Origin of the sequence: Bradyrhizobium sp. dw_411 (assembly GCF_018449695.1) — a bacterium.
GTDB lineage: Bacteria > Pseudomonadota > Alphaproteobacteria > Rhizobiales > Xanthobacteraceae > Bradyrhizobium.
Genome location: NZ_JAAVUY010000031.1, coordinates 23760 through 43209, shown reverse-complemented (window position 1 = coordinate 43209; position 19450 = coordinate 23760). Strand labels below are relative to the sequence as shown.

Below are 19450 nucleotides of genomic sequence, written 5' to 3'. Positions count from 1 at the left end.
AACTCGCTCACTGTTGGCATCGAGTGTGCGGAGACACCCCTGACCCCTCCCCGCCACGCGCTTCGCGCGCAGGAGGAGAGGAGAAGGAAGAGAAGAGGAGTTCGCGCGGTTTCCTTCTGTGTGGTGCGCCCGGACTTGTCGTGTTCCGGTCCATAATCGAGCCGGCCGCCATTACCTCACAAATAATTTCACGGGGAATGTCGGGGCCGCAAAATCCCATTCGTCATATCCAGGGAGCCGGAATTCGGTGGCCAAAACCGCCCGCCGGCTGAGATGAACGCCAAACGGAGCATGCAATGCGATTCATGGTGATAGTGAAGGCCGACAGCAACAGCGAAGCCGGCGTGATGCCGAGCACGGAATTGCTGACGGCAATGGGCAAGTTCAACGAGGAAATGGTGAAGGCCGGCGTCTTACTCGCGGGCGAGGGCCTGCATCCGAGTTCAAAGGGCGCGCGCATCAAATATTCCGGCAAGGAACGTACTGTGACGCCGGGTCCCTTCAGCGCGACCGGCGATCTGGTGGCCGGTTTCTGGCTGATCCAGGTGAAGTCGCGCGACGAGGCGATCGAATGGATGAAGCGCGCGCCGTTCGACGGCGGCGCTGAAGTCGAACTCCGGCAGGTTTTCGATACCGAAGATTTCGGCGAGGTGCTGACATCAGAATTGCGCGAGCAGGAAACTCGGCTTCGCGCCGAGGTCGCCAGCAAGTAGAACAACCGACGTCATTCCGGGATGCGCCGTCAGGCGCAGGCCCGGAATCCCGAAATTGCAGCGCGAGATTCCCCAGTATGCCCCGCACATCGGCGGCGCGCGACAGATGAGGACCATTCCATGCGATTTATGATGCTGATGATTCCGAAGGGCTATGAAGCGGCGGCGCCCGACGCGGTGCCTTCCGCCGAGGCGGTCTCGGCGATGATGAAATATAATCAGGAACTGAAAGCAGCCGGCGTGCTGATCGCGCTCGACGGGCTGCTCCCGCCCTCCGTGGGGGCGCGGGTTTCGTTCGCCGGCGGCAAACCCTTGGTGACCGACGGTCCCTTCATCGAGGCCAAGGAAGTGATCGGCGGCTATTGGATGATCGACGTGAAATCCAGGGACGAGGCGATCGCCTGGGCCCGCCGCTGCCCGGCTTCCAGCAACGAGACCATTGAAATTCGTCAGGTGTTCGAAATGTCGGATTTTCCGGCGGACGTGCAGGCGGCGGCAGCCGGATTTGACGGCTTGAAGGACAAATCGGGGCGTTAACCGGCTTACTTTCACCGCTAGTGACCTTTGCGGCCGGCTCATGTAAAAGCCTTTCACATGAGTTGGCGCAAGGAACAGAGCCGCACCGAGCGCGGCTATCATCACGGCAATCTGAAAGAGGCGCTGCTTCAGGCAGCCCTCGGGCTGATTGCGGAAAAGGGCGCGGCCGGTTTCACCTTTGCCGATGCCGCGCGGATGGCCGGGGTCAGTCCCGCCGCACCGTACCGGCATTTTCGTGATCGCGATGAACTGCTGTCGAGCATCGCCCAACGCGGCTTCGAGCAATTCGAATCGGCGCTGACCCAGGCCTGGGATGATGGACGTCCCGACACCGTCACGGCGTTTGAGCGGGTCGGCAAGGCCTATCTGGCGTTCGCCCGCAGCGAGCCGGCATTCTATTCGGCAATGTTCGAATCCGCTCTTCCGGTCGACGTTAATCCTGCCTTGCTGGCGGCCAGTGAGCGCGCTTTTGCCGTTATCAGGGCTGCAGCCGAGCGTCTTGCGGCGCTGGCGCCGCCGGGCACGCCGCGTCCGCCGGCGATGATGATGGCGCTGCATATCTGGTCGATGTCGCACGGCGTGGCGTCGCTGTTTGCGCGGGGTGATGCGGCGCGCCGCAAGCTGCCGATGTCGGCCGAAGAACTGCTGGAGGCCGAGGTGCTGATTTATCTGCGCGGTCTCGGCTTTTTGACCGATCGCCAGACGGCGCCAAAAGACCCGCAAAAAGATCAGGCGACGCAAAAGCCGGCCAGTCCTCCCCCGATCCCTCCCTCAGGTCCTCCATCAGGTCCTTGGGGCACCCCAAAATAAATCGAGGGGCGCCGCGGGCGCCCGGCTTGACAAAAATACGGGAAGGTTTACTTATGTGAATGTTATTTACATTCACAACGGCATGGCGCCGTCATGGAGAGGGAAATGGCCTACACCGCAGATGTCAATCGATGGCGCGGTCCCGATAGTGAGCCCTACCGGCCGCATATGCGTATTCATCCAGGCATGGTCATCGGGACCATTCTCGGCTTCCTTTTCTGGTGGCCGGTCGGTCTTGCCTTCCTCTTTTTCACACTCAGGAGAACGACGATGGGTTGCTGGAGCCAGGACCGTTTTGAAAACAAGATGCAGCGCATGCAGTACAAGATGGAGCGGATGCGCGGCCGCATGGAGCGCCACGGCTTCGGTTTCGGCGGCTTCGGTCCGCCCTCGAGCGGCAACCGGGCGTTCGACGAATACCGCGCGGAAACGCTGCGGCGCCTTGAGGAAGAGCAGACCGAATTCCGCGATTTCCTCGATCGCCTGCGTCACGCCAAGGACAAGGAAGAGTTCGACCAGTTCATGGCCCAGCAGCGCCCCCGTCCGACCCCGCCGTCGGATGGCCAGCCGCAGCCCTGAACCTGAAGGCAAGGCTAACGCCCCAGGCGTAGTGCCCCCACGACCCTGACGGCGACATGACCGCCCATCTGCCAGCAGATGGGCGGTTTTGCTTTGAGCGGTGTCCGGGTGCCCATTTTTCGAGGTTTCGCGATCCCGCTGCCCCCAATTTGCCGCAGCCAAAATCCCCATTGGTAACTATACCTTAACCATGATTAGCGTTTGGTTAGTGGGGTAAGGACGCGCGAATAGCCCTCGTTTTGACACGTTGGCAGGGGATGCAGGCCTCGGCTTCGGACGGGCCCCCCATGCGACACAACAAGGCTATCGCGCTGGCGCTTACCGCCGCGCCTGTCGTGCGGCTGTGGAACCGGCAGCCATTCGCTTCCGGCAGATTGGGGATACCCGCGTTGAGAGGATACCGCTTATGAATCCGGCCGACGTGACGCAGTCTGCCTTGCCGCTCGCATCCGCTGACGTATCGCTGATTGCCCTGTTCCTGCAGGCGCACTGGATCGTGAAAGGGGTCATGCTGGGGCTGCTCGCCTGCTCGGTATGGGTCTGGGCGATTGCGATCGACAAGATCTTCCTCTATGCGCGCACCAAGCGCGCGATGGATCGTTTCGAGCAGGCGTTCTGGTCCGGTGAATCGATCGAAGAACTCTATCGCGCGCTCTCGGCCAAGCCGACGCAATCGATGGCGGCGTGTTTCGTAGCCGCGATGCGCGAATGGAAGCGCTCGTTCGAGAGCCAGGCCCGATCCTTTGCCGGGCTTCAGATGCGGATCGAAAAGGTCATGAACGTCTCCATCGCCCGGGAGGTCGAGCGGCTGGAACGCCGGCTGCTGGTATTGGCGACGGTCGGCTCGGCCGGCCCGTTTGTCGGCCTGTTCGGCACCGTCTGGGGCATCATGTCGAGCTTTCAGTCGATCGCGGCCTCGAAAAATACCTCGCTGGCGGTGGTGGCTCCGGGTATCGCCGAAGCGCTGTTTGCGACCGCAATCGGCCTTATCGCCGCCATTCCGGCGACTATTTTCTATAACAAGTTCACCTCCGAGGTGAACCGGCAGGCCCAGCGGCTGGAAGGGTTCGCCGATGAATTTTCAGCGATCCTGTCGCGCCAGATCGACGAGCGGGCATGACCCCGAACAGCGGAAGCCGGTTTTCGGAAAAGATCATGCTCCCCGGACAAACGGCGTGAGACGCAGTATATTATGAGCGGATTGTGAGCACCAGAACATGGCGATGAACATGGCAGGCTCGTCCGGCGGCGGCGGACGCCGAGGCCGGCGTCGCCCAGTAATGGCGGAAATCAACGTCACCCCGATGGTCGACGTGATGCTGGTGTTGCTGATCATCTTTATGGTTTCGGCGCCGTTGTTGACGGTCGGCGTGCCGCTCGACCTGCCGCAAACCCAGGCCAAGAGCCTGGAGCAGGACAAGACGCCACTGCAACTATCTGTGGACGTCAAGGGACGGATTTTCATCAACGACACCGAAGTCGCGATGAACGATCTGGTACCGAAATTAAAGGCGATTACCGACGCCCGCGGCGGTATGGATGAGCGTATATTCATGCGGGCGGACAAGAAGGCGGATTACGGAACCGTGGCGCGGGTGATGGGCCAATTGTCCGGCGCGGGATTCAAACGGCTGGCACTGGTGACCGAAGTGGAGCAGGGGTCCTAACAACGTGAACGTGAAGGTCGACAAGACACTGGTCGCGTCTGTGGTCCTGCACGTTGTCGTGATCGGGTGGGGACTGGTGTCGTTCTCGTCCAAGGCGTTCGAGGTGATCCCGGAAGAATCCCTGCCAGTCGACATTATCTCCGCCGACCAACTGGCCAAAGTTACGGCCGGCATGAAAACCGGCAAGAAGGAAAATCCGAAGCCGCTGGTGGAAAAAGTCGCCGAGGCCAAGCCGACCGATGACGCGGTCGGCAAGATCGCCGAGAAGCCGCCGGTCGTAACCGAAACGGCGCCGCCACCGCAGCCGAAGCCGGTGGAAAAGCCGGTCGAGAAAAAGCTCGATCCGCCGAAGCCGGTTGCCGAGAAGCCAAAGGAAGAGCCGAAGCCGATCGAGAAGAAGCCGGATCCGCCCAAGGTCGATCCGATCTCGGAAGCCTTGAAAAAAGACGAGAAGAAGCCGCCACCGAAGCCGCCGGTCCAGGCGGCGGCGACACCGCCGCCGCAACCGCAAAAGCCCAAGGAGCGGACTTTCGATCAGACCAAGATCGCCGCCCTGCTCGACAAGCGCGACCCGACCCGGCAGGCCGCGACAGGCGAGACGATGAATTCCAATGCCGCGCTGGGCCTTGCCCACGGTAAGGCCGCCGACAATTCCGCGACGTGGTCTTCCATGTTCCTGGAGCAGGTCAATCGCTGCTGGAAAGTGCCCTATGGTGGAATAGAGAGTCAGAAGCCGCAGGTCGTGATCGATATCAGGCTGAAGCGCGACGGTACGCTGGAAGCGCCGCCGCTCCCGGAAGCGACACCTGCGACGCCCTATCTTCGCGCCTATCAGGAGAGCGCTTTACGTGCGGTCATCGAGTGCCAGCCCTATCATCTGCCCCCGGCCATGTTCGACGAGTGGAAATATTTCGGCGGGTTGTTTACCGAGCCAAAAACCTGAGCGCGGCCGATTAACGACCGCACGAAACTTGTGAAACGAGTCCCGACAGTGAATTCCAAAAATGGCAAGAATGGATTGCGTGAGATGACTTTCCGCCCGAGCCGTCGGCAGATTATTTCCGGTATGGCCGCGCTTGGTGCCCTGACAAGCGGAGGCACGCGAACCGCGTTTGCCCAAGGGCCGAAAGTTGTCCCTCTGCCCGGGGGCGAATTCCAGCCGCTGCCGATCGCGATTCCGAATTTCGTCCCGGGCACGCCCTCGGATAATGAAGTCGCTGTCGGCGTGACCCAGGTCATCACCAATAACCTCAAGCGCAGCGGGCTGTTCAACCCGATCGATCAGGCGGCCTATATCGAGAAGGTCATCAACATCGATGCGGCGCCGCAATTCGCCAATTGGAAGACCATCAATGCGCAGGCGCTGGTGACCGGCCGCATGACCCGTCAGCCCGACGGCCGCCTGAAGGCCGAATTCCGGCTTTGGGATGTCGCCACCGGCCAGCAACTGACCGGCCAGCAATATTTCACGCAGCCGGAATATTGGCGCCGGATCGCGCACATCATTTCCGATCAGATCTATGAGCGCCTGACCGGTGAGAAAGGCTATTTCGACAGCCGTGTGGTGTTCGTCGACGAATCCGGGCCCAAGGAGCGGCGCGTCAAGCGGCTGGCGCTGATGGATCAGGACGGCGCCAATGTCCGTTATCTGACGCGCGGCACCGATCTGGTGCTGACGCCGCGGTTTTCGCCCTCGACCCAGGAAATCACCTACATGGAGTTCGGCCAGGGCGACCCACGGGTCTACCTGCTCAACATCGAGACCGGGCAGCGCGAGATTGTCGGCAATTTTCCCGGCATGTCGTTCTCGCCGCGGTTCTCGCCGGACGGCCAGCGCGTGATCATGAGCCTGCAGCAGGGCGGCAATTCAAACCTGTTCGTGATGGACCTGCGCTCGAAATCGACCACGCGCCTGACCGATACCCCGGCGATCGATACCTCGCCGTCCTATGCGCCCGATGGCGCCCGGTTGTGTTTCGAATCCGATCGCGGCGGCAAGCCGCAAATCTATGTGATGCCGGCGGACGGCGGACCGGCGCAGCGGATATCTTTCGGCGACGGCAGCTATTCGACGCCGGTCTGGTCGCCGCGCGGCGACTACATTGCCTTCACCAAGCAGGGTGGCGGGCAGTTTTCCATCGGCATCATGAAGCCCGATGGGTCGGGCGAGCGGCTTCTGACCTCCGGTTACCACAATGAAGGGCCGACCTTCGCCCCGAACGGGCGGGTCCTGATGTTCTTCCGTGACCCCGGTGGCAATGGCGGGCCTTCCTTGTTCACGGTGGATATTTCCGGGCGCAACGAGCTGCGGGTTCCGACCCCCGGATTCGCCTCCGACCCGGCATGGTCGCCCCTGCTGTCATAAGACTGGCATCGTCTGATGGAGCTGAGCCCGGGGGTGTCCGGTTAATCGGCAAAGCTTGCCTAGCGTGCTGATCTGGCGGGCAGATTTTCGCTTTGCGGAGCGAAAAACAACTTACCGGTAACGATATTCCCTCAGAAAGGCTTCATCAGCGGCAGGTACAACGGACCTGAACAGGATGCGCGCGCGCCCCCAGATGCAGCTTGCCGGCCAAACCAAAGATCCCGACCTGAAAATGTCGCCGTCGATCTATACGGCGCTGGTCGATTCGCTATTCGAGAATCCCGTTCCCTTGCTGGCCGGGGCGGTGTGCGCCGGCGCGGCTGCGCTGATGACGGCCGTCAAGACCGGCAATCAATTGCTGTGGCCGATTGCGCTGGTGATCGTTGCGATCGGCCTGTTGCGAGCCATCGAGGTCGGCAGATATCAAAAGCACAAGGCCACGCTGACACCGGCGCAAGTCTCGCGGTGGGAATGGCGCTACATGGTCGGCGGATCGCTGTATGCCGGATCGCTCGGCCTGTGGTGTCTCGTGGTGCTGATCGGCAGCGACGACCCGGTCGCTCACATGCTCTGTACGTCGGTCACGGTCGCCTACACGGCGGCGGGCGCCGGGCGAACCTATGGCCGGCCATGGATCGCGCAGTTGCAGGTGCTGCTGGCGTGCGGACCGATGTCGCTCGGCCTGCTGCTGCATGGCGACGGCTACTATCTCGGCTTCGCGCTGCTCAACGGATTGTTTTTCATCGGCCTGCGGCGAATTTCGCTGAGCCTGCACCAGGTCTATGTCAAGGCGCTGGTGGCGACCGAACGCGTGGTCTCGATCGCGGGACAATTCGACACCGCGCTGAACAACATGCCGCACGGCCTGTGCATGTTCGCCGCCGACGGCCACCTGGCGGTCATGAACCATCGCTTCAGCGAGATGATGGATCTGCCTGACGATCTCGTGCATCGCGGCGCATGTGCTGCCGATATCGTCGCGGCCTGCGTCAGCGCCGGCGCCATTTCGGCCGTCAGCGGCAAGGTGATCCTCTCGGAAATCGAGAACTCGCAGGCAAAGGACATCATCACCACCGATCCCGACGTCGCGCGGGGCCGGTCGCTGTCATGGACCTTCCAGCCGATGGCCGGCGGCGGCGCCGTCGTGCTGCTCGAGGACATTACCGAACGGCGCACCGCGGAAGCCAGAATTACGCATCTGGCGCGCTATGACGAACTGACGGGGCTTCCCAACCGGGTCAACTTCCGCGACGAGATCGAGCGCCTGCTGGCGGTTCCGCATGATGCCGCGCAATTGTCGGCATTGCTGTTTGTCGATCTCGATCAATTCAAGCAGGTCAACGATACGCTGGGCCATCCCTGCGGCGACCAGCTGTTGTGCGCTGTCGCCGACCGGCTGCGCGCCATGCTGCGCCCGGAGGATTTCGTGGCGCGGTTCGGCGGCGACGAATTCGTGGTGTTCCAGCAGAACATCAAATCGGCGGAGGATTCGGCCGTTCTCGCCAGGCGCATCGTCGATCATCTGAGCGAGCGCTACAAGATCGACAATCATCTGGTCGAAATCGGCGCCAGCGTCGGCATCGCCATGACGTCGCCGGCGGGCGTCAGCGCCGACACGCTGTTGAAGAACGCGGACATGGCGCTCTATCGCGCCAAGGCGGACGGCCGCGGCACCTTCTGCTTCTTCCGCGACGAGATGGCGCAAACCGTCGAGGCGCGCCGGATTCTGGAACTCGACCTGCGCAAGGCGCTCGCCAACGAGGAGTTCGAGCTGTTCTATCAGCCGCTCGTCAATCTCAAATCGGGCAAGATATCGACCTGCGAGGCGCTGCTGCGCTGGAATCATCCGGCCCGCGGCACGGTGTCGCCGGTCGATATCATCCCGGTCGCCGAAGACATGGGACTGATCGTCGATCTCGGCCGCTGGATTCTGCGCAAGGCCTGCATGGAATGCATGAAATGGCCCGACGGCGTCAGCGTCGCGGTCAATTTCTCGCCGCAGCAATTCCATCAGCGCGATGTGCTGAGCGAAGTTCGCTACGCGCTTGAAGTTTCCGGCCTGCCGGCCAACCGCCTCGAAATCGAGATCACCGAATCCTCGCTGTTGCGCAACACGCAACTGACCCATGACGTGCTGTCGCAATTGCGCGAGATCGGCGTGCGCATATCGCTGGACGATTTCGGCACCGGCTATTCGAGCCTCAGCTATCTGCATAACTTCCCGCTGCAGAAGGTGAAGATCGATCGCTCGTTCCTGGAAGGGATCGATACCGACCGGCCGCTGACGCTGTTGCGTGGCGTGGCGCGGCTCAGCGCGGATCTGGGCATGTCGGTCGTGGTCGAAGGCATCGAGACCAACGAACAACTGGAACTGATCAATGTCGATGGCACGGTGACCGAAGCGCAGGGTTATTTGTTCAGCCGCCCGGTTCCCGCACTGCGCGTTCGCCAGTTGTTGAACGCATCTCATGGCCGCCGGTCGGAGGAGGAACTTTCGATAGTTCCTTCCCGGTCGATTGCGTGAAACTTGTCTGCTGGCGGACAGCCTCTCACTGGAAATTATTGCTCCGGAATAATTCAGTCCCATCGACGGGAACAATTATTATTTGTCTTCTACGATTAACCCTAATCATTCGATGGCTTTGACTTGCGTTAAGAAAGAGTTAACCTTGTGGTTGCCGATGACCCGCGTGAGTTGCTGCTTAGGAAGTCCGATGAGTCCCATTCAAGAAACCCAAAAGACCACGGACCGGCCTCTTAAGCGTAAAATTGGACTACTCGACGAAGTCGATTATCGGCTGGCCGAAACGGAAGCCGATAAAGAAGCCATCTATCGCTTGCGGTACCGGGCCTATCTGCATGAGGGCGCGATCGAGCCGCGCGCGGACCAGCGACTGACCGACCGTTTCGACAACCTGCCAAACTCCTGGCTGTTCGGCATCCATCTCGATGGCGAATTGACCAGTTCCATCCGCATCAGCGTGGCGACGCGCGACAATGACGATACGCCGGCGGTTGATGCGTTTCGCGATCTGCTCGCTCCCGAACTCGCCGAGGGCAAGGTCATCGTCGATCCCAATCGTTTCGTCGCCGATCCGTTGAGCCGAACCAAATATCCGGAACTTCCCTATCTGACCGTTCGCCTGGGTTACGTCGCCTGCGGCTACTTCAATGCAGATATTGGCACTGCGACCGTTCGCGCCGAACATCGTGCATTTTATCAGCGCCTGTTCCTGCAAAAACCCCTGTGCGAGCCGCGTCCCTATCCGACGCTGACCAAACCATTGTGCCTGATGGCGGCCGACTATCTGAGCATCCGGGACAAAGTGTTCGAGCGCTTCCCGCTGATGCGCTCAAGTCCTGCCGAGCGGCGCATGCTGTTCGACCGCAGTGGTGACAATCTGCCGGTGCTGGACCTGCCGGGGTTCCCTTTCGCGCGCGCCACGATCGCCCCGCAGTCCTGATCGGTCAGCCCCGGCTGAACGAGAATAGGGTAGTTCATCGAGGCTGGGCGGGGGCCTGTTTGGCGCTTTCGCCGGCCGGGCTTCGCCTGTAAGCCGGCAGAAGGCCCGGGAAACGGGCGATTTCGCGCGCACTTCCGCTTGCCTTCACCCTCACGCCACATTTACAACCCATTAACCATCGCGGTGGCTTTTGGCCCCTTGCTGGCATTTGATCGGGTTCGGCAACACCTCATCAAGGTTGACGGAACGTTCGCTTAACCATCGGCCTGTAGACCGGATGATAGTCGGAAAACGTGAGCGTGGAGGCTCCGGAATGAAACATCAGAAGCGTATCGTCCAGGGCCTGAAGCTGGCCGCGGTGCTCGCGCTGGCGCTCTCGATGGGAGCGTGCGCGAACAAGAATCCGCTGACGGATGGCGCGATGGCGAGCGCAGCTACGCCGGGCAGCCAGCAGGACTTCGTGGTCAATGTCGGTGATCGCGTGTTCTTCGAGAGCGACCAGACCGAATTGTCGCCGCAGGCGATCGCGACCCTTGAGAAGCAGGCGCAGTGGCTGCAGAGCTACAACCGCTACAGCTTCACCATCGAAGGCCATGCGGACGAGCGCGGCACCCGTGAATACAACATTGCGCTCGGTGCGCGGCGCGCCCAGTCGGTGCGTACCTTCCTGGCCTCGCGCGGGATCGACGCGTCGCGGATGCGGACGATCTCCTACGGCAAGGAACGCCCGGTCGCGGTTTGTAACGATATCTCGTGCTGGTCGCAGAACCGTCGCGCCGTGACGGTGTTGAACGCCAGTTCCTAAATCGCATTCGGCTGCATCAAATTTTGCCGGCGCCTGAGGGCGCCGGTTTTGTTTTGGGCGATTCCGTTCAGGTTCGCTTCAGGTGATTTGCTTCAGATAGTTTGCTTCAGATAGTGCTTTGTCTCAGTCACATTTTTGGCGTACTCAATCTTTCAATGTGATCAGGGTTCGATCTCACGCCGAGTTCGTCGGTCAGGCCAGAATGTCATCCAGATTTCATGAAATTACGCGCGCCGCGGCCATCACCGCGCTGCTGATGCTGTGTTCGCCGGCGATGTCGCAAGTCATGGCTCAAGTGATGGGCCAATCCGACGATGTCGATCCTGAAACCCGGATTCAGCAGCTCGAGAATCAGTTGCGGCAACTCACCGGCCAGAATGAAGAGCTGCAATATCGCAACCGGCAGCTCGAGGACCGGCTGAGATTGCTTCAGGGCAGCGCGCAGGGTGCTCCCGGCGGACCGCCCCAAGCCGTCCAGCCCAATATCGCGCAGCCCAATGTCGCCGCGCTGCCTCCGGCGCAGCCGAACCCGGCCTATCGGCAGCCGCAAGTCCAGTCTCAAGGCGGCGGCTACGATCCGCAGATTGCCGCGCCGGCGCCGATCGTTCAGGAACCTGCGGCCGCGCCGCAGCCGGGCGGCCGCCGCCGTGGCGACGCCTTCGATCCCAACCAGAATCCGAATGCTCCCGGCGCGCCGCGCGCGCTGGGCGGCGGTCAACTCCCGATTCAGGAAGCCCCGGTCGGCGCGCCCGGCGGGCGCGGCGCGGGCGAACCGCTCGACCTTGCGAACACCGGCGGCCCCAATCCTTCCGGCGCCTTGCCGCCACCGCCGCCGCGCAACACCAACGCGACCGGTGCGCTGACCACTTTGCCGCCGTCGGCCACGTCAAAGGACGAGTTCGATCTTGGCATCGGCTACATCCAGCGCCGGGATTACGCGCTGGCCGAAGAGACCATGCGCAATTTCGCGCAGAAATACCCGAGCGATCCCCTGATCTCGGAATCGCAATACTGGCTGGGCGAGAGTTTCTTCCAGCGCCAGCTCTATCGTGACGCCGCGGAAGCCTTCCTTGGCGTGACCACCAAATTCGACAAATCGGCAAAGGCGCCGGATGCGCTGCTGCGGCTCGGACAATCCTTGGCGGCGCTGAAAGAGCGCGAGGCCGCCTGCGCGGCGTTCGGCGAGGTGGCGCGGAAATATCCCCGTGCTTCGGCTGGCGTCAAAGCGGCTGTCGATCGCGAGCAAAAACGGGTCAAGTGCTAGCGCAAGATCTGCGACATATCCGCCAGAGCCTGCGCTAGCCTAAAAGCGCATCTTCGCGCTAGATACCTCTTTGGGTGCGCGACGTGGCGACGGGATCATGCCTGACGACGACAAAACCCCGATTTCGGCGCAGCATGCGAAACGTCTGTTCGCGGACTGGAAGGACGCTCCTGCGATCGTTCTGGCGGTGTCCGGCGGGCCCGATTCAATCGCGCTGATGTGGTTGGCCGCGCGCTGGCGCCGCTCGCTTTCGCGCGGTCCGCGCCTGATCGCCGTCACCGTCGATCATGGCTTGCGTGCCGAGGCCGCGCGCGAAGCGCGCGACGTCAAGCGGCTGGCGCGCACGCTCGATCTGCCCCATCGCACGCTGCGCTGGACCGGCCCCAAGCCGGAAACCGGATTGCCCGCGGCCGCGCGCAGCGCGCGCTATCGGTTGCTGGCGAATGCCGCGCGCGCAAGTGGCGCCACGCATGTTCTCACCGCGCATACCCGCGACGATCAGGCCGAAACGCTGCTGATGCGCCTGGTCCGCGGTAGCGGCATTGCGGGGCTCGCGGCGATGGCGCGCGTCACCCCGCGCGAGGGCGTCTGGCTGGCGCGTCCGTTTCTCAATGTTTCGAAATCGCAGCTCGTCGCGACACTCAAACAGGCAAAGCTCGATTTCGCCGACGATCCGACCAACCGTGACACCCATTTTACCCGGCCCCGCATTCGCGCCGTGATGCCGTTTCTCGCTGCCGAAGGGGGCGACGCGCGCAATCTGGCGCGGCTGGCGTCACGGCTGGCCCGGGCCAACGCCGCGGTGGAAGTCCTCGCCGATGGCGCCGAGCGCTATCTCGCGCTTCGAGACAGCGCGCCGGGGGGGCGCGGCGCATCGCCTCAGGCAGGCGGCGCCAGAATCTTTGACGCCCGAAATTTTGCGGCGATGCCGGAGGAAATCCGGCTGCGGCTGCTGCTGCGCGCGATCGATCAGATCGGTCATGAGGGGCCGGCTGAACTCGGCAAGGTCGAAGCCCTGTTGTCGGTTTTGGACCAGGCCGTCGCCGCAAGCACAGTCACGGGCCGCTCAAAGCCAAAAGCAACGCTGAAACAGGGCTTCAAACAGACTTTGGCAGGGGCGCTGGTCAGCCTGACCGATGGCCGGATCCGTATCGCGCCGGCCCCGCCGCGCCGCCGGCGGGCGGATTAAGGTAGATGTGGTCCATTCAAATGAGCCGTAATCCATCTGGAGGGCTTAACCACCCCGGAAATCGCCCGTTCCAGCGCCATTATTTAAGCGGGAATCGCGCTAAGATAGGCTAAATAGTCCGGTCTGGTTCCCTTGGCATCGAGCGGGGCGACACCTAGATTGTGATGCAGTCGCCAAAGAGTCGCTAAGGGATTTTGCTGCCTACCCAGGGATGCGACCCAAGGACAAAGGCCGCGATCCGCGCGACCACGAAGGAAGATCGATGAACGCCAATCTGCGCAACTTCGCCCTCTGGGTAATTATTGTCCTGCTGTTGTTGGCATTGTTCACGCTTTTCCAGAATCCTGGGCAGCGCGCCTCCTCGCAGGACATCTCGTTTTCGCAGCTATTGACGGAAGTCGATGCCAATCACGTCCGCGACGTCGTGATCCAGGGGCCGGAGATTCACGGCACCTTCACCAATGGGTCGAGCTTCCAGACCTACGCGCCGAACGATCCGACGCTGGTCTCGCGGCTGTATAACGGCAAGGTCTCGATCACCGCGAAACCGCCCGGCGACAATGTGCCGTGGTTCGTGTCGCTGCTGGTCTCGTGGTTGCCGTTCATCGCGCTGATCGGGGTGTGGATTTTCCTGTCGCGGCAGATGCAGGGCGGCGCCGGCAAGGCGATGGGCTTTGGCAAATCGCGCGCCAAGATGCTGACCGAGGCGCACGGCCGCGTCACCTTCGAGGACGTCGCCGGCGTCGACGAAGCCAAGCAGGATCTGCAGGAGATCGTCGAATTCCTGCGCGATCCCGGAAAATATCAACGGCTCGGCGGACGGATTCCGCGCGGCGTGCTGCTGGTCGGCCCTCCCGGTACCGGCAAGACGCTGATCGCGCGCGCGGTCGCCGGTGAAGCCAACGTGCCGTTCTTCACCATTTCGGGTTCTGACTTCGTCGAAATGTTCGTCGGCGTCGGCGCCTCCCGCGTCAGGGACATGTTCGAACAGGCCAAGAAGAATGCGCCCTGCATCATCTTCATCGACGAGATCGATGCGGTCGGCCGTCATCGCGGTGCCGGTCTTGGCGGCGGCAATGACGAGCGCGAGCAGACCCTGAACCAGTTGCTGGTCGAGATGGACGGCTTCGAAGCCAATGAAGGCGTGATCCTGATCGCGGCGACCAACCGTCCCGACGTGCTCGATCCGGCGCTGCTGCGTCCCGGCCGTTTCGACCGCCAGGTGGTGGTGCCGAATCCGGATGTCGTCGGCCGCGAACAGATCCTGAAAGTTCACGTCCGCAAGGTGCCGCTGGCGCCGGATATCAACCTCAAGACCATCGCCCGCGGTACGCCCGGTTTCTCCGGTGCCGACCTGATGAACCTTGTCAACGAGGCGGCGTTGACCGCGGCACGGCGCAACAAGCGCATGGTGACGCAGTCGGAGTTCGAAGAGGCCAAGGACAAGGTGATGATGGGCGCCGAACGCAAGTCGCTGGTCATGACCGAAGAAGAGAAGATGCTGACCGCCTATCACGAAGGCGGCCACGCCATCGTCGGCCTCAACGTGATCGCGACCGATCCAATCCACAAGGCGACCATCATTCCGCGCGGCCGTGCGCTGGGCATGGTGATGCAGCTGCCCGAGCGCGACAAATTGTCGATGTCGCTCGAGCAGATGACATCGCGGCTGGCCATCATGATGGGCGGACGCGTCGCCGAAGAGCTGATTTTCGGCCGTGAAAAAGTCACCTCCGGCGCTTCGTCCGATATCGAGCAGGCGACACGCCTGGCACGCATGATGGTGACGCGCTGGGGCCTGTCCGAAGCGCTCGGCACGGTGTCCTACGGCGAAAACCAGGACGAGGTTTTCCTGGGGATGTCGGTGTCGCGCACCCAGAACGCTTCCGAAGCGACGGTCCAGAAGATCGACACCGAGATCCGCCGGTTCGTGGAAGAAGGCTACAATGAAGCGACGCGGATTCTCACCGAGAAGCGCGCCGATCTCGAAGCACTTGCCAAGGGCCTGCTGGAATTCGAAACCCTGAGCGGCGATGAGATCGTCGACCTGCTCAAGGGCAAGCGGCCGAACCGCGAGTCAGTGCTGGAGCCCTCGACGCCGCGCACATCCGCGGTGCCGCCGGCCGGCAAGCCGCGCCCGCGTCCCGATCCGGATGCCGGGCTGGAGCCGCAACCGCAGGCCTGATCTCGCGACTGAAATGGCCGGCAATTCCGGCAAAGCAGTTACCCAAAAGCCCGGCATCCAGCCGGGCTTTTGCATTTTATGGACGACGCATCCGCGGCCTGTCGCGACATCGTGGGCGAATTGCCCGCCGATCCGACCATCATTATCCCCGTTGAAAGCGTGCTCGACGTGCTCCGGCGCGTGAATGGCCATCGTCATCTGGCGCGGGACTTGCTTAATTACCTCAGCCCGTTCCCGTTATTTCATACAGGAGCCGCCGATGTCAGGTTCGAATGTCTCCCCGCCGGCACTCGCCATTCCGGGTTCGGATCCGCGGCTCTACAACCACGATCTCGCGCCGGTGGCCCCGGAAGGCCGGACCTGGGGCGTGTTCAGCATCTTCGCGATGTGGATGTCGGACGTCCATTCGGTCGGCGGCTATACATTCGCGGCCAGCCTGTTTTTTCTCGGGCTAAACGGATGGGAGGTGCTGCTCGCGATGGTCGTCGGTATCACCATCGTCTACTTTCTGATGAACCTGATCGGACGTCCCTCCCTGAAATACGGTACGCCGTTTCCGGTGGTGGCGCGGATGTCGTTCGGCGTGATGGGCGCCAACGTCGCGGCCGGCCTGCGCGGCATCGTCGGGATCGTGTGGTACGGCGTGCAGACTTACTTCGCGTCGAAAGCGGTTCAGGCGTTGATCCTGGCGTTCTATCCCGGCGCCGAAGCGCTGACGCATTCGAGTTTCGCCGGCCTGTCCGCGCTTGGTTGGATATCCTTCCTGTTCATGTGGGTTTTTCAGCTTCTGATTTTCCTCAACGGCATGGAGACGATCCGCAAATTCATCGATTTCTGCGGGCCCGTCGTCTACCTCGTGATGTTTGCGCTGGCGATCTGGATCCTGATGCAGACCGGCACCTCGAGCCTGTCGCTGCAACTCAGCCCGCGGGCCGAAGGCTCGTCGATCGGTCACATGGCGAATGCGGCGATGTTGATCGTCGCCTATTTCGCGGCGTTGTTGCTGAATTTTGGCGATTTCTCCCGCTTTGCGCGCGACGAGAGATCGATGAAGGTCGGTAATTTTCTCGGACTGCCGGTCAATTTCATCGTGTTTGCGATCATCACCGTGATCGTCACGGCCGGAACCGTCAAAGTGTTCGGCGAGGCGATCATGGACCCGGTCGCGATCGTCGAGCGTATCGGCAATCCCTGGGTGGTCGCGCTCGGCTCCATCACCTTCATCGTCGCGACCATGGGCATCAACATCGTCGCCAATTTCGTGTCGCCGGCCTACGATATTTCCAATATGTATCCGGGCAAGATCGACTTTCGCCGCGGCGGCCTGATCACCTCGATCCTCTCGGTGATGGTCTGCCCGTGGATCTTCGTCTCGAGCCCGCAGGCGATCACGATCTTTGTCAGCATCTTCGGTGCCGCGCTCGGTCCGATGTTCGGCATCATGGTGGCCGATTACTACCTGGTGAAGCGGCAACAGATTGTGCTTGAAGACCTCTATTCGATGTCGCCAAACGGTTCGCTCTATTTCAAGAGCGGCTGGAACCGGATGGCGCTGATCTCGCTCGCGCTTTCGGGCTTTGTGTCGATCGGCCTTTCGCTGCTCGGCGCTTATTCCGTCATTCCGAACGTCGGCGATTGGGGATGGCTGATCGGCTCGGCACTGGGCGCGTTGCTTTATTTGGCGCTGATGCGCGGTCGCGAAGCACCGGCCATGGCGCGCTCGCGCGTCACGGCGTGATAATACGAGTTCATCATTCCGGGGCTGCGTCTACGACCCGCCCCGGAATGATAACGCATTATCCCAGCTTGCCGACTTCTGCCTCGACCAGATTCCAGCACTTGGTGCCGAGCTTTTCCTTCCAGGTCGCATAGACGGCCGGAAGCTTGGCGCGGAAGGCGGCTTGGTCGACGTCGTTGAATACGAGGCCGCGCCGCACGAAATCGTCGCGCAGATCGGCGTTGAGTTTGGCCTGGTCCAGACGTTGCTGGCGGACATATTTGCTGACGTTGCGCTCGATCACTTCCTTGACGTCGGTGGGCAGCGCCTGCCAGGTGCCGCGATGCGCCATCGCGTTGAAGCCGGACCACATGTGATTGGTCATGCTGACATACTTCACCAGTTCATAGAGCTTGAATCCTTCCAGGATTCCCAGCGGATTTTCCTGCCCGTCGACGGTGCCGACTTTCAGCGCGTCGTAAATCTTGTTGGCCGACGTCGTCACCGTCTGGGCGCCGAACGCGCTGAAGGTGTCGATCATCATCTGGCCCGGCGGAACGCGCATTTTCTGGCCGGCGAAATCCTCCGGCCTGGTGATCGCGCGCGAGATCATGGCGACCTGCCGCATGCCATTGTCGAAGCCGGCGACCGGGAACAGATGCATGCCCTTGGCCGCCATTTCCTCGCCGATATATTTTCCGAGCGGGCCATCGACCGCCTTGTGGGCCACATCGGGCGAACTGAAGGCGAATGGCAATTGCTGTGACTCGGCCACCGGGACCACGGTGCCGATGATGCCGCCCATCAAGGTGAAGAACTGGATTTCTCCCGCGATCAGCATTTTCAGCGCTTCGGGATCGCCGCCCGGCAGTTTGTTATTTTCGGCGTAGACCGTGGCCTCGACCCGGCCATTGGTCTCGGCGCGGATGGCCGCCCACATCGCGGTGAGATTCTTGTGCAGCGGACCGGTGTCGGCCTGATTGTGATATTGCGAAAACTTGTATTCGGCGGCCTGCAAAGGCCTGATGATCAGGGTCGATCCCATCACCGCGGCGCCAGATAATACCGACCGTCGTGTCAAATTCATCGTCATCGTCTCCATCCGTCCACCCACCCGGGCGGCATGCTTTTATCGGCGGGACTGTCGTCGATCTCGCGTCATTTCGCCACGAAAATTCCACGTGGCGGTTGATTCTGCGTGACAACGTTGGGTGATCGGCACAAACGCGCAGACCGCGGTAGGCGGCAACTCTCATCCCCATATTTGCAGCTTGTCAGGCCGTCTGAATTATTGTTCAGTTCTTCGAGGCGATTTATGTCAAATCGTCCAAAAACTGAATAAGCGTCGAACCGGGCCGCTTGGCCGGGCAGGCGCAGGGGACGAGAACGCGCCATGGTCTATCGGCGAACCCATCAAGTTGTGAAGCGGCTTGCGGCCCGCCGCAGCGCGATCCTGGCGGCGGCGCGGGACGCCGCGGCGGATGGCGGGATGGCCGCGGTGCAAATCGCGCCGGTCGCGATCCGCGCCAATGTCGCCGCCGGCACGGTCTACCGCTATTTCCCCTCCAAGGCGGACCTGATTTCCGAACTGATCGCCGACGTCTCGCGCGATGAATTGGCTGCGATTCGCCGCGCGGCGGATGCCGCTCCCGGGCCGTCATCGGCTTTAGCCGCCGCCGTCACCACGGTCGCGGTGCATGTGTTGTCGCAGCGCAAGCTCGCCTGGGGCATCCTGGCGGAGCCGGTCGATGTCGATGTCACCACCTCGCGGCTGGCGAGCCGCCGCGAAATTGCCGGCGAGATCGCTACCCGCATCGATGCCGCGGTCCGGGCCGGTCATCTGCCCGCGCAGGACACGGCGTTGGCGGCCACTGCGCTGCTCGGTGCGCTGCATGAAGCGCTGGTCGGGCCCTTGGCGCCGGACAATATGGATGATGCCGGGCGGCTGCGCGACGCGGTTCAAACCGTGACACTGCTCGCGCTGCGCGCGGTCGGTGTGATGGACGCCCGCGCCCGCGGCCTGGTGGTGCAGGCGGTGCTGCCGGCCAAAGCGCTGGTCGGCGCGTAACAAAGGCGCAAGGATTTCACAAGCGCGTCAGGACAGGGCATTTCCCAGGTACTTGTCCAAAGGACATGCCTTTGACGCATCCTTCCG

At 62.0% G+C, this 19450-nt stretch carries 17 protein-coding genes; 16 read left to right on the top strand and 1 reads right to left on the bottom strand.

Annotated elements, in window-relative coordinates:
- The first annotated feature begins 296 nt into the window (after positions 1-296).
- From HB676_RS32630 to HB676_RS32560, 15 genes are all read left to right on the top strand, one after another.
- Positions 297-713 (top strand): YciI family protein, encoded by a 417-nt coding sequence (locus HB676_RS32630; protein ID WP_213742622.1) that lies wholly within the window; start codon positions 297-299, stop codon positions 711-713.
- A gap of 120 nt (positions 714-833) precedes the next feature.
- A complete protein-coding gene (locus tag HB676_RS32625) occupies positions 834-1250 on the top strand; it encodes a YciI family protein (RefSeq protein ID WP_213742621.1) in 417 nt (138 codons plus the stop codon).
- A 57-nt stretch (positions 1251-1307) separates the two neighbouring features.
- The gene (locus tag HB676_RS32620) at positions 1308-2060 is read left to right on the top strand and encodes a TetR/AcrR family transcriptional regulator (protein WP_213742620.1); all 753 of its coding nucleotides are present in this window, start codon (positions 1308-1310) and stop codon (positions 2058-2060) included.
- A 105-nt stretch (positions 2061-2165) separates the two neighbouring features.
- The gene (locus tag HB676_RS32615) at positions 2166-2639 is read left to right on the top strand and encodes a DUF2852 domain-containing protein (RefSeq protein WP_213742619.1); all 474 of its coding nucleotides are present in this window, start codon (positions 2166-2168) and stop codon (positions 2637-2639) included.
- A gap of 406 nt (positions 2640-3045) precedes the next feature.
- Entirely contained in the window at positions 3046-3759 is a 714-nt protein-coding gene (gene tolQ, locus HB676_RS32610; protein ID WP_213742618.1) for a protein TolQ, read from the top strand.
- 97 nt (positions 3760-3856) lie between these two features.
- The gene (gene tolR, locus HB676_RS32605; RefSeq protein ID WP_213742617.1) at positions 3857-4306 is read left to right on the top strand and encodes a protein TolR; all 450 of its coding nucleotides are present in this window, start codon (positions 3857-3859) and stop codon (positions 4304-4306) included.
- Positions 4307-4316: 10 nt separating this feature from the next.
- Positions 4317-5249 carry a protein TolA gene (locus HB676_RS32600; protein WP_213742626.1) on the top strand — a complete coding sequence of 311 codons (933 nt, stop codon included), beginning with the start codon at positions 4317-4319 and terminating at the stop codon, positions 5247-5249.
- Between the two features lie 84 nt (positions 5250-5333).
- On the top strand, positions 5334-6671 hold the full coding sequence (gene tolB, locus HB676_RS32595; protein WP_213742616.1) for a Tol-Pal system beta propeller repeat protein TolB: 1338 nt from the start codon (positions 5334-5336) through the stop codon (positions 6669-6671).
- A 193-nt stretch (positions 6672-6864) separates the two neighbouring features.
- On the top strand, positions 6865-9195 hold the full coding sequence (locus tag HB676_RS32590; RefSeq protein ID WP_213742625.1) for an EAL domain-containing protein: 2331 nt from the start codon (positions 6865-6867) through the stop codon (positions 9193-9195).
- 190 nt (positions 9196-9385) lie between these two features.
- On the top strand, positions 9386-10135 hold the full coding sequence (locus tag HB676_RS32585; protein ID WP_218625921.1) for a hypothetical protein: 750 nt from the start codon (positions 9386-9388) through the stop codon (positions 10133-10135).
- A 313-nt stretch (positions 10136-10448) separates the two neighbouring features.
- On the top strand, positions 10449-10940 hold the full coding sequence (pal, locus tag HB676_RS32580; protein WP_213742615.1) for a peptidoglycan-associated lipoprotein Pal: 492 nt from the start codon (positions 10449-10451) through the stop codon (positions 10938-10940).
- A 202-nt stretch (positions 10941-11142) separates the two neighbouring features.
- Positions 11143-12204, top strand: coding sequence for a tol-pal system protein YbgF (ybgF, locus tag HB676_RS32575; protein ID WP_213742614.1), 1062 nt, complete (start codon positions 11143-11145; stop codon positions 12202-12204).
- A gap of 97 nt (positions 12205-12301) precedes the next feature.
- Positions 12302-13393, top strand: a complete 1092-nt coding sequence (tilS, locus tag HB676_RS32570; RefSeq protein ID WP_213742613.1) for a tRNA lysidine(34) synthetase TilS — start codon at positions 12302-12304, stop codon at positions 13391-13393.
- Between the two features lie 262 nt (positions 13394-13655).
- Positions 13656-15578, top strand: a complete 1923-nt coding sequence (ftsH, locus tag HB676_RS32565; protein ID WP_213742612.1) for an ATP-dependent zinc metalloprotease FtsH — start codon at positions 13656-13658, stop codon at positions 15576-15578.
- A 259-nt stretch (positions 15579-15837) separates the two neighbouring features.
- Entirely contained in the window at positions 15838-17316 is a 1479-nt protein-coding gene (locus tag HB676_RS32560) for an NCS1 family nucleobase:cation symporter-1 (protein WP_213742611.1), read from the top strand.
- 58 nt (positions 17317-17374) lie between these two features.
- On the opposite strand, the gene HB676_RS32555 is transcribed toward HB676_RS32560, so the two are convergent.
- Positions 17375-18382 carry a TRAP transporter substrate-binding protein gene (locus HB676_RS32555; RefSeq protein WP_213742610.1) on the bottom strand — a complete coding sequence of 336 codons (1008 nt, stop codon included), beginning with the start codon at positions 18380-18382 and terminating at the stop codon, positions 17375-17377.
- A 306-nt stretch (positions 18383-18688) separates the two neighbouring features.
- Here HB676_RS32555 and HB676_RS32550 point away from each other — a divergent pair, with 306 nt between their 5' ends.
- The gene (locus HB676_RS32550) at positions 18689-19363 is read left to right on the top strand and encodes a TetR/AcrR family transcriptional regulator (protein WP_213742609.1); all 675 of its coding nucleotides are present in this window, start codon (positions 18689-18691) and stop codon (positions 19361-19363) included.
- Positions 19364-19450 lie beyond the last annotated feature (87 nt).